11 protein-coding genes and 2 pseudogenes are annotated in these 11,612 nt (G+C 35.7%); 1 reads left to right on the forward strand and 12 read right to left on the reverse strand.

Annotation, left to right across the window (positions count from 1 at the left end; all coding sequences use genetic code 11):
- Window positions 1-277: 277 nt before the first annotated feature.
- A pseudogene (locus H8700_RS01470) lies at window positions 278-805 on the reverse strand (recombinase family protein); the annotation flags it as partial.
- 166 nt (window positions 806-971) lie between these two features.
- On the opposite strand from H8700_RS01470, the pseudogene H8700_RS01480 reads away from it, so the two are divergent.
- Window positions 972-2,443, forward strand: a pseudogene (locus H8700_RS01480) (IS5 family transposase).
- On the opposite strand, the gene H8700_RS01485 reads toward H8700_RS01480, so the two are convergent.
- From H8700_RS01485 to H8700_RS01535, 11 genes are all read right to left on the reverse strand, one after another.
- Window positions 2,444-2,569, reverse strand: a complete 126-nt coding sequence (locus H8700_RS01485; RefSeq protein WP_330606262.1) for a recombinase family protein — start codon at window positions 2,567-2,569, stop codon at window positions 2,444-2,446. It lies immediately after the preceding pseudogene.
- 197 nt (window positions 2,570-2,766) lie between these two features.
- The gene (locus H8700_RS01490; protein ID WP_249302520.1) at window positions 2,767-3,540 is read right to left on the reverse strand and encodes a hypothetical protein; all 774 of its coding nucleotides are present in this window, start codon (window positions 3,538-3,540) and stop codon (window positions 2,767-2,769) included.
- A complete protein-coding gene (locus tag H8700_RS01495; RefSeq protein WP_249302522.1) occupies window positions 3,540-4,034 on the reverse strand; it encodes a hypothetical protein in 495 nt (164 codons plus the stop codon). The genes H8700_RS01490 and H8700_RS01495 overlap by 1 nt, the downstream gene beginning before the upstream one ends.
- Window positions 4,035-4,036: 2 nt before the next feature.
- Window positions 4,037-4,858 carry a ParA family protein gene (locus tag H8700_RS01500; RefSeq protein WP_249302524.1) on the reverse strand — a complete coding sequence of 274 codons (822 nt, stop codon included), beginning with the start codon at window positions 4,856-4,858 and terminating at the stop codon, window positions 4,037-4,039.
- 45 nt (window positions 4,859-4,903) lie between these two features.
- Complete coding sequence (gene rlmD / locus H8700_RS01505) at window positions 4,904-6,349, reverse strand: 23S rRNA (uracil(1939)-C(5))-methyltransferase RlmD (RefSeq protein WP_249302526.1); 1,446 nt, start codon at window positions 6,347-6,349, stop codon at window positions 4,904-4,906.
- Window positions 6,303-8,255: a substrate-binding and GGDEF domain-containing protein gene (locus H8700_RS01510; protein WP_249302529.1), complete on the reverse strand. Its 1,953-nt coding sequence runs from the start codon at window positions 8,253-8,255 to the stop codon at window positions 6,303-6,305. Before H8700_RS01510 ends, rlmD begins: the two co-directional genes overlap by 47 nt.
- 306 nt (window positions 8,256-8,561) lie before the next feature.
- A complete protein-coding gene (locus tag H8700_RS01515; protein ID WP_249302531.1) occupies window positions 8,562-9,134 on the reverse strand; it encodes a M48 family metallopeptidase in 573 nt (190 codons plus the stop codon).
- 142 nt (window positions 9,135-9,276) lie between these two features.
- The gene (locus H8700_RS01520; RefSeq protein ID WP_249302533.1) at window positions 9,277-9,477 is read right to left on the reverse strand and encodes a hypothetical protein; all 201 of its coding nucleotides are present in this window, start codon (window positions 9,475-9,477) and stop codon (window positions 9,277-9,279) included.
- Window positions 9,474-10,307: an alpha/beta fold hydrolase gene (locus tag H8700_RS01525; protein ID WP_249302535.1), complete on the reverse strand. Its 834-nt coding sequence runs from the start codon at window positions 10,305-10,307 to the stop codon at window positions 9,474-9,476. The genes H8700_RS01520 and H8700_RS01525 overlap by 4 nt, the downstream gene beginning before the upstream one ends.
- Window positions 10,288-10,920, reverse strand: a complete 633-nt coding sequence (locus H8700_RS01530; RefSeq protein WP_249302537.1) for a TetR/AcrR family transcriptional regulator — start codon at window positions 10,918-10,920, stop codon at window positions 10,288-10,290. The genes H8700_RS01525 and H8700_RS01530 overlap by 20 nt, the downstream gene beginning before the upstream one ends.
- 148 nt (window positions 10,921-11,068) lie before the next feature.
- Entirely contained in the window at window positions 11,069-11,485 is a 417-nt protein-coding gene (locus H8700_RS01535; protein ID WP_249302539.1) for a hypothetical protein, read from the reverse strand.
- Window positions 11,486-11,612 lie beyond the last annotated feature (127 nt).

Consider the following 11,612-nt stretch of genomic DNA (forward strand, 5'->3'; position numbering starts at 1 on the left):
TATTATGGCTTCCTTCATTTCCTTTGGATATTTGTTATAACTCATAGCAATCACCTGTCCTTCTGATACTTATCATATCAGCTTGGGAGGTGGGTGACAACTCCCCTACGCTAGAGGGAACTATTAAAACCTCATGAAAACCCTCTCTCAAATGATGGTCATCATGAGGTTGTTATATCATATTTTCACTTCCATAAGCATCAAATTTGCTCATTTTCTACATTGTTTGGCGTATGATGTTAGATTCAATACCCTACCCACTAACAAAATCAACGATTTACTTATACAATCTCGTCATTGTAGAAATTTTCTTAATATATCTGTAATATGTACTCTTACTCATGCCAAGCTGTTTCATCAGTTCAAACGGACGGATTTCTCCTGACACCACTTTCTGATAATGCTCTGAAAATTCATCAATCGGCATCACTGCTGGTCTGCCGTAATCATCCCATTCACCGCGAGCCTTTTTAGAATCTATACCTGCACGCTGTCGTTTCTCTTTCTTCTCAATCTCTGCCTGAGCCATAGCTGCATATAGTTCTATAAGCATATTATTGATGGTTTCCATCAGCATACGAGCCATAGCATTATCCAACTTTGATAAATCCATAAGTGTAGTTGGAAGTTCCAGTATCTTTACATGGATGCCATTATCCCTGTAATACTGCAACTCCTTTAAAGTCTCCTGCTTATTTCTGCCAAGCCTGTCTACCTCGGTAATAATTAACTCATCACCTGCTCTTAATACATCCTCTTTCAATACCTGATATCTTGGACGATTAAAATTCTTTCCTGTCTGCTGGTCAGTAAATAGTGTCTGCTGATTAAAAGAAAATCAGCCTAAAAGCATTGATTTTGCTGAGTTTTTTGCTCAAAGATGGTATAATAAAGTGCACAGTTTAAACGGATCTAAAATCTTTTTTCGTGCAGTTTTCAATAGAAAAATACCATTTATGGAGCGGAAAATAATGTACAAATATACTGATAATACACAAAGCAACTTCCTGAATTTCAATCAGCCAATAGGACTTCACATGAACCCTGAAAACAGATGGGTAAAAATGGCAGATGCCATTCCATGGGAAATCTTTGAAAAGAAATATTCTCGCCTGTTTAAAGGAAAAAATGGCCGGGTAGCCAAGCCGTTACGTCTTGCCTTTGCTCTCTGATTATCCAAACGAAATATCAGTATTCGGATAGAGAACTGGTTGAACAGCTGACTGAAAATCCATATTATCAGTATTTCATCGGTCTTCCAGGATATCAGGAAGAACCGCCCATTGATGCAAGTACCTTAGTTTTGTTCCGCAAACGTCTGAAAATGGACGTTATCATGGAAGCAAATGAATATATGCTAGAAGCAGTCAAAGAAAAGGAATCCAGCAACAAAAAGGATGATGATCATACGAATCCGCCTTCAGGAGGATGTGACGCAACGGATACCAAGCCGGAACAACCCACTGAAAATAAAGGAACTCTGATCATCGATACCACCTGCGCTCCATCGAATATCCGATATCCACAGGATTTTTCGCTGTTGAATGAAGCAAGAGAAAAACTGGAAATAATTATCATTCGTTTTTGTAAAGCATACGGACTTTCCAGACCTCGTATGTACCGCAGAGTGACAAGAAAAAATTATCTTGCACTTGCAAAAGCAAAAAAGCACAGCACTAAGAAAATCAGAGCAACGATCCGTAAACAGCTAGCATTCATCAGGCGAGACATCGGATACCTTGAAAATTTCATGCAGGACGGTTATGCACCGACATCGAAAGAGATACCCCTTCTGCTGACAATCTATAAGCTGTATGAGCAACAACAATACATGTACCAGAACAAGATCCATAGCGTAGACAACCGTATTGTCAGTATTACACAGCCATGGATCCGACCAATTGTCAGAGGAAAAACGAAGTCACCGGTAGAATTCGGGGCAAAGTTTGATCTGAGCATTGATGATAACGGGCTTGGCAGGATAGAAAAAATATCCTATGATGCCTACAACGAAAGTACAGTGTTGAAAGAAACCACAGAGCGTTTTAGGGAACGAACCGGTCAATATCCGGAACGTATCTTAGCAGACCAGATTTATCGCACCAGAGAAAACAGAAAATACTGTAAAGTCAATGGAATACGATTATCCGGTCCAAAACTTGGGAGACCAAGTCTTGAAAAACAGTCAGCGAAAGAGAAAAAACAGGAATATCAGGATAACACGGATCGAATAGAGGTCGAAAGAGTCTTCAGTTTAAGCAAACGATGCTATGGAATGGGCTTGATTAGAACCAAACTTTATGACACAACCTTAACTTCAATCGCGTTATCCGTATTTGTGACGAATCTGTTCAAGATACAGTCACAGATACTTTTTATACTTTTATGGCTGCTGGAACTATTAACACATCAATCTGCTGATTTTGAATCGGAAACGATTTAATCAGCAGACACTAAATATCTTTTCCAGTTCCAGATTGTTCTGCTCACAATAGGTTGTAATCTCCTTGATGCCTCTGTCTAAATGCTGTTCTCTTGTACTTGTTCTGTGATAACCATATCTCTTCATGATATTAGCTCCTTCCTTAGTCCTGAAATGTGTACTTTTTGAAACTACAAAAAAAGGACTGCTAAACAGTCCCGAAATCTATGGATATTCCTTTATGGAACGTCCCGGTATTTGTGTATGCTGTTTGACACCACCTCAACCCTTGATTTATCGTCATGGGCGAAGCGGTGTCAATACTTACAAGTTTTGAATATACATCATATTTCTTTTAAAACTTCAACTATTTTCTTTTTATATTCCATGTTATTAGATATTGCACTCCGTATCAAACTTTTTTCAGTAGTTTCATCGAATTTTATATATTCTTCAAAATAAAAAATTATAAGCAATGTATTTACAATACTCGATAACACTTCTACTTGTTTTGTTAAAAAGTTCACATCCTTTTTTATAAATTTAAATTCATCCAAGTATTCTGTCTTTTGGAAAAAATTACTGTTTGTTCCATGAACAAAATTAGATAACTCTTTATATTGTCTAGTCCAATCTTCAATAACCTTAGATGCTATTTCCTGCACTTCAGCGTCATCAACATTATACTTCATTGAATATGGATAATTTTTTATATAATCCTTCAATTCATTAAAACCACTAACAGTCCTTGAATTATCATCCATCTCTTTTTTAAATAATTCTACAGGATGTTCGCTATAAAAAATAAACGTCAATATTAGTTCTTGAGTTCTTCTTAACATTATTAATGCTGGAATTTTCATATCAATATTTCCCAATAAGATAATATGAACTGCATTTGATAACATTTCTTGAAAATACATTTCCGTCTTTGGCACCTGATGAAAAAAAGGCATCAAATGCTTTTTCCAAACTTTAATTGTCATCATAAATGTTAATGCTTTTTGAGTAAAATCAACTAATTGCTCTTTAGATTTTATTATAATGCCATACTTGTCATTTATAAATTGCGTTACTGCATTAAATTCTTCTTCTAATTCATGCCCAAATATTACCATTATTCAACACCCTTATAACTATCAAAGAACTCAAACCAAGCCTCCATAAAACCTTTTTCATCTGTCATTTGTTTATCATTTAGACCAGAACCAGTTGATGCACTATTAAACTTATTCCATGCTTTTAAAAAGTTATTAAACTGTTCTGGACTCTGCATATAAACCTCATTAAGTACAATTCCTGCTGCTTCTGCTCGTGAGCGTCTATACCAATAATTTTTTATTTCAATATTCAAACATTTTTCAGCAAACTTTAGTATTTCCTTTGCAGAAGGAAATTTATTTTTATCTAATAAAATCATCGGTAAAATGCCCAACAACTCATCTGTACTACTGTCGAGAATAGTTACTTCTTTCTTTTCTCCGATAACATCTAAAACTTCTTTTCTAATACTATTAGCTTTATTTATATCCATATCAATAAAATCAATACTGCCTATCATATCCATTAAATCCAGTAGAGAATATAGAGCATCCTTTGTCTCTTTTTTCATAATTACAACCTTCCTTTCTGAACCAATTCCTTTGTTATATTCTTAATTTGATTCACTATGATTAAATCACTCATATCTAAAATATATTTTTCAGATGATAATTCAGGGTCTAATCCCTTTACTATATCTTCACACTGTTTCAACTCATTTTGAAAAAGTTTCAATTTCCATTTTTTCTGTATAATAGGCTTATTATTTTTATATAATAATCTTGAAGGTATTACCATATTTAATACTATTCCTACAAATTTTATTTCATGCTCAAACTGCCCTTGAATAGTTTCTTTCACATAATTTTCCAACATTGGTAAACCAAAAACAGATAATGGTTCCGCTTTCATTGGAACTAAATACATGTCAGATGCAAGCAGAGAAACTTTTGTATATTCAGATATTGTTGGAGGACAATCAATAATTACAATGTCATATTTTTCTGATAACTCGTTCTGTATATACTGACGTAATTTATATGGACCAGCAGCTAAATTTAATGTCATTATATGTAAACTTGATGGAATTATGTCAAATGTATTATCAACATTAAAAATCCACTTTTTTTCTTTTCTTTGTTCGTAACCTTTTAGAACAGAATTAGCTTGGTAATCTGGTGACAAACAACCATATACTGACTTATTTCTATCATCCAATATCTCATTCATTTGAGGTTCAGTAAGTGTATATTGCGTTGCATTCATTTGTGGGTCCATATCAATAAGAATAACCTTCTTTCCTTCAACCTTAGATAATGTATATGCAACATTAACAGCAAGTGTTGTTTTTCCAACTCCACCCTTCATATTTATAAATGTTATCACTTTTGCCATTTTTAATCCTCTCTTTTCTCTAATGTATCAAAACTTTACTTAGTTCTATTCTATCAATCCAAAATACCTCAATGCATCCTTAATATACTCCACCTTCTCCTGCGGACGCTGCTTCACTTCTGGATTTTCCTTCTTGGACTTATTATAATTCTCGCCCATATCCAGACCACACATCCGCTTCACCTGTGCAATATAAGAAGTATGCACATTCACACCATACTTGTCCTTCACATAATCCTTAATCTTCTGATAGGTAGCCTTTTCTTCTGGTGTGTAATTGCTCTCTTCATCAGGTTCCATTGTCACCTCAATTTTCGGTGTATCTTTTTTGAGGGATAATTTAACAACCGTCTCCACGTGTGCCGTCCACGGAAACATATCCACCGGACATGCCTTTTTCACACAATATCCTTTTTTCGTAAGATATTCTAAATCTCTTGCCAGTGTCTCAATATTACACGAAATATAAACGATTCTTTTCGGTGATACATTGACAACCGCAGATAAAAATGCTTTATCACTTCCACTTCTTGGCGGATCCATAAAGATCACATCAGCTTTTTCTCCATCTTTTGCCATCTGCGTTAAAAAGTGTCCTGCATCTGCTTCATAAAATTGAACATTTTTGATGTTATTATGTCTTGCATTCCAGTGGGCATCTGCTACCGCATCCGTATTTGACTCAACACTGATCACTTCTTTCGCATCTTTCGCTGCGATCATACCAATCGTTCCAATTCCTGAATAGGCATCTATCACACGTTCTTTTCCGGTTAACCCTGCATATTCGATTGCTTTCTTGTATAACGTTTCTGTCTGCACCGGATTGACCTGATAAAATGATTTTGGAGAAATTTTAAAAGTCAGACCGCACAGCGTATCTATAATAAATCCCTTTCCATAGATAACCTGCTCTTTTTCTCCAAGTACCATACTGGTCTGGCGGTCATTGACATTGATCACGATACTTGTAATTTCCGGATGTTTTTCGCACAGGGCTTTTACAAAATTCTTCTTTGAGGGAAGAACCGGTGAACCAAGTACCAAAACAACAAGAACTTCTTTACTTTTTTTCCCAACACGAACCAATACATGACGTAAAAGTCCATATCCACTATCTTCATCATATGTTTTGATCTTAAATGATTTTAAAAGTCCACGGATCGTACCAATGATCCGGTCCGCATTCTTATCTTCGATCATACAGCTTTCGATTGGAACAATACGATGCGTTCCCTCTTCATAAGTTCCCGAAATAAAGGTTCCATTGCGTAATCGTCCAAATGCGGCTGCAACCTTGTTCCGGTAATGATAGGGATAATACATTCCAACAATCGTATCCGGCTTTACATATTTTTTCAAATATTTTTTTACTGTTTTTTGTTTTTGTTCCAATTGTTCTTCATAGGACATTCCCTGAAAAACACATCCTCCACAACGTTTACTATATTGACATATTTCCTTTTTTTGTGTTTGTTTTTTTTCTTCCATAATCTGCTCCGGATCTTTTATTTTCTTTTTTATTTTGATACATCAGTCTGTCCGCTGTTTTGATCAGATCTTCGATTGCAAAGTCTTTTGTGATTTCTTTGACAGCCATACCAACGCTGGCTGTAACCGGATATTCTTTTTCTTGCATTCCGTCTGTCACATCCAGATGATTTTGCAACTCTTTTTGTATTTTTTCTTCAGTATAAAATGCTTTGTCATCCGTAAAAAACACACAATCAAATTCATCTCCGCCAAAGCGGGCACAGATACCATCCTGCGTACCGATTCTTTCAACCGCTTTTGCTAAAGAACAGATTGCAAAATCTCCTTCTGCATGACCAAAGGTATCATTGATATATTTGAGTCGGTTCATATCAATTGAAATTAAAACCACATATTTCTTTTTTGTTTTTTGAAGCATTTCATTAAATTGAATAAAAAAACCTCTCCGATTATATACCCCTGTCATGGCATCCCGCTCTGACAATTCTGCCAGTTCATGATTTGCTTGTAATAAATGTTCTTTTAATTCATTTAACTTTTGCTGTTGCAATACCATATTGATCGAATTCGATAAAAACATAGAAAATTCGTCACAACGTTGCGTCGCTCTTCTGTCAATTTTTTCCAGAGCATCTGCTGTATATCCAAATGCTCTTTCCTGAATATTTAATACACGAAGCAGAAGAAATGTACAATCTTCTAATTCCGATCTGATTTCATCCAGCCAATGATCAATATGAAATGTATGCTCTGTATTTGTAAATTCTTCATGACTGCCACGCATGATCGTTGTCATTGTCTGAAATGTACCATCTTCTTTTCCATAAATCAGGTTTTCTTTTACACAGGCATAACGCAAATGATCACACCACATATATTCTGTATCAGGAAGAATTTTCGCAATCTCTCTGACTGTATGTAACGGCACAACTGATGATATCAGATTATTCATTGCCAACGTATGCCATACACTGTCCCCAAGATCTGCATTTAATTTTCCTACCACTTTATTATGGTCATTCTGGCTCTTTTTACAACATCCGCAAGACTGATTTAATTCAACACGATACTCAATTTGATAGGAATGCGGAATAATAACCTTATTTTTGATAAATTTATGAATCTCTCTGAAAATAAAAGAGGCTGCTCCCACATTATCCGGTATGCAAGTTGATAATACCGGTGAATATACTTTTCCTTCGTTGATTCCATCATATCCGGTCACAATAACATCTTCCGGCACACGGTATCCTGCATCATGTAACATATCACAAGCCACGATCGCCATGGCATCATTCGCACAAACGATTGCATCCGGCATAGGCAGATTAGAATTGAGAAAACGCTGCATTTCTCTTCTTGCAGGACGATCCCAAAAATCACCGTATCCAAGACGTTCCTCTTCAAATGGAATGCCATTTTCAGCAAGTACCTTTTTATATTGCTCTATACGCATTTGCGAATAAAGATTATTTTTGAATCCCGCAAGCATATTGATCTTTCTGGCACCATGATCCTGTATTACATGACGCACCATTGGTTCAAACCCTGTCTCTTCTGTATGAAATAAACAATAACATCCTTCAATCTGTCTCTCAATGCAAAAACAAGGAACTTCTTTTACATGCATAATCCGTGCAATATGTTCAAGTAACACATAATTCTTGATTGATTCCGCTAAAATAATTCCGGCATCAAGAGAAATATATTGCGAAAGCCGGATCAATTCTAATTCTGCCGGAACATTTTCTGTATCTTCTTCCACACAAGTATCCAGCGAAAATATCATGATCCGATAATTTTCCCGTTGACCTTGCTTTTGCAATTCCTGAATAAAACGAATATTATTTTCTTCAAAAAGTCTGGCACAAAAAAGACCAATCCATTTTTCTCTTTCTTTCATACTCCCTGTCTCCTAATCCAATTTATATGTTATCCTTTGTTTTATCTACGCTAGAGATTACAGCTATCTTTATAATACTAAATATTGTTTCATTTTTCAAATCAATATTAAAAAAAGGCAACGTCAACACGCTGCCGGTTATTCCTCTATTATATGAAGAATTTACTATTCTCTAAAAAAGACAATTCCTCTTTGAAAATTTTTTCTCTATTTCATTAAGTATTTTTTTAATTAATACGATACCTTTGATATCCGTTTGTTATCGTAACTATTACTTGAACATCTTGTAGTTCTTTTGCAATGGATCTATCTTATTAAAAGAATGCTTCCGTTGTCTTTTAACCATTTTTTGTGTACTTCATAATCCGGCATCACTTTTTCCACTTCTTTCCAGAATCGTTTAGAGTGATTCATTTCCTTGCGATGACATAATTCATGAATCACCACATAATCTAATACTTCCTTAGGTGCAAGCATCAGCATGCAATTAAAATTCAAATTGCCTTTACTGCTACAACTCCCCCATCTTGTCTTCTGATTACGTATTGTGATTCGTCCATATGTCACACCCATTTTTTCAGCATAATATGCTACTCTTTGCGGAATGATCTTGCACGCCTTCTTTGCAAGTTCCCGAATCCTATCATCCGTCAACTGATATGTTTGAAACAAATCTTCTCTCTTTTGTCTTTTTTGCTGCATTTCCCGGTAATTTTTCTCAATCCATGCCCACTTTTCAGATACAAAAGCCTGCACATCTTTTTGCTTCATGCGATTCGGAACACGAAGCAGCACCTGACAGTCTCTTGTGATCTCAATGGCGATCGTTCTTCTGTTGGAACGAATCATTTGAATGGGAATGTTTTTTTGAAGATCCATGGTATGTCCTTTCTGTGGGGGGAATGATTTACCCTAGATTATTCAAGACGTTTTTCTTTTACACTATCTAACATAGCTTCATCAATATCTCTGGATTTCGTCTTACACCAACCAATTATAATATCCCGGTCCTCTAAAGTTTTCATTTGCCGTTTTTGATTCCACTTGACGTCATATAAGTTCCTACTAATATTGCCAATACCGATATAATTGCAATAATACCGGAAATGAAATCTCTGATACCATCTCCAGCCACAACGAAATGAAGAGCAGCCAATATTATTCCAACAACTATTAATGCAATTCCATACAATACTTTTATCCACTGTACACTTAATTTCATCCCGGCTCTCCTTTCCTATCTAGCTCGCTAATAAATTTTTCTATCAGTCTGTTTACTTCATCCGGCTGGTCCGTATTGGAATTATGACCGGCATTCTTTATCCATTTAATCGGTAAACCTTCTCTCCGATGCCATTTTTTATTGTAGCTTTTGGCTGAACCCGCTTTATCCTTTTCGCCACAGATAAGAAGTGCCGGGCAACTGATATGATATGGCAGATCCGCTTTGATTGCCTCAACAAGCATTCTGTAACCAAAACCGGCAAGCCTTGCATATTCTTTAGGATCCGGATCATAGGACATCATCATCTTTCGCATAAGCTTCTGACCATAATCCGTCTCTGCACACCCTCTTGAACCAGCCCTAAGAAGTGCTTTCCATGGATATATTTTGTATAATGGCTCTGCTCTTTCAAGAAGCCATATTTCCATTGCAGTCATATAAGACTTTTGAAGAGGTGCAGAATCAATGGAGATAAAGCCCTTTATCTTATCCGGATATAATTCCATATACATTTGAGCCAGATATCCACCCATAGACTGACCGATAAAGATGGGATTATAAATTTCTTCTTTTGTTAAGATTTTATCAAGCCATTCTGCCATGTCAGACAGACTGTAATGATTCGTAAATGGTCTGGATAATGCATGTGATGGTGCATCCCATACAAACACATTCTGTTTCTTCTCAAAATATTCTGTCTGCTTCTCAAAAAGCCGGTGATCTGCCGTAAGTCCCGGTAAAAACACTAATGTAATTTTTTGTTTATCTATTATATTTACAAAATAATGGATGCAGCCACAGGGTGTCTTATAACTGTTTTCTGTCATTTTCCTTCCCCTTTCCATAAACCATTTCCCAATGATTTATCATTTCCAGATATTCCCGTTCAAAAACAGTTACATCATAATTTCCTGCTCTGTACCAGGACTTTAGCATTCCTTCTGAAGCATACAGAATTTCTTTATATATACGAGCAAACTCTATATCCTTGCGGATGAAATCGAGATTCAAAATTGACAGAAGCATTTCCAATGTCGTTTTGGCAGCATCCTGTACATCCGGTTGGATGATGGATTGAATATCCGGCTCTGTTTCAAAGTATGAATTAACGGAAAACAGGGATAAAAATGTGTATTTTCTCATCATTGCACCCTTAGCCATCAGACCTCGACGCATCATTTCAAAAAAATCATCTGTTTTATATACCTTATATTTACATATATATTTTTTTGTTAAATCCGCTGCATAATTCCATAGAAAAATATATAACTCCAGTTTGTTATGAAAATAATGAAACAAAAGTGATTTGGAAATTCCGGCTTCTGCCGCAATTTCTGAGGTTGGTGCCTTTTTATATTGATTCGTTGCAAATACTTTATATGCAGCATTTAATATTTGCGATTGTTTTTCTTCTGGCAATGCATAAAATTTATCATTCATAAGCTACCTCCATTGACCAATTCGGTTAATATAAGTATATACCCATTGACCGATTAACGGAAGACCTTATTTGATCATCACGTCAATGACTATCTGTTCATAATAACGTCTCTATTATCTATAGTGGTGTACTCTCATGAAAACATTCCTAAAACATCTGTATAATTCTTGCAATCTCCATAACTACAATCTTTAGCATCACTCCACCGGACATCACATAAAACCATATCTCACGCATATGCTGTGACTTTGCAATTGGTGTTGCTATTGCTGCAATAATTATGATTGCAGCTCCGACACATCCAACGATGTTTGGAACACTCACAAGTGAAAATATACCGGGATTACAGCTTCCATCTATCGTATACTGAATTGTTTTATCCAGTCCGTCTCTTGCGGCTGCAAAGCAGCATATAACAAGACCATATGCCAAAACAAACAGGCTCCTTCTGCCCCAGAAATTAATGTTACTTCTGCTACTGATTGAATATCCTACAAACCCGACCAGCGATAAACTCATAAGTGTAGTAACTGTTGTTACCATGTTTCCAAAATAAAGTTTCATCTGTTTTTTCTCCTATCTCAATATTTGAAATTTGTCAATATATCTCTCCGATATATTTTGTTTTTTATATTCAATACCTAACGGTATGAATGACTTATTGTTTCTGTTGATTCATTTTCTGATATAT

This window comes from Jutongia hominis (assembly GCF_014384965.1).
GTDB classification, from domain to species: domain Bacteria; phylum Bacillota; class Clostridia; order Lachnospirales; family Lachnospiraceae; genus Butyribacter; species Butyribacter hominis.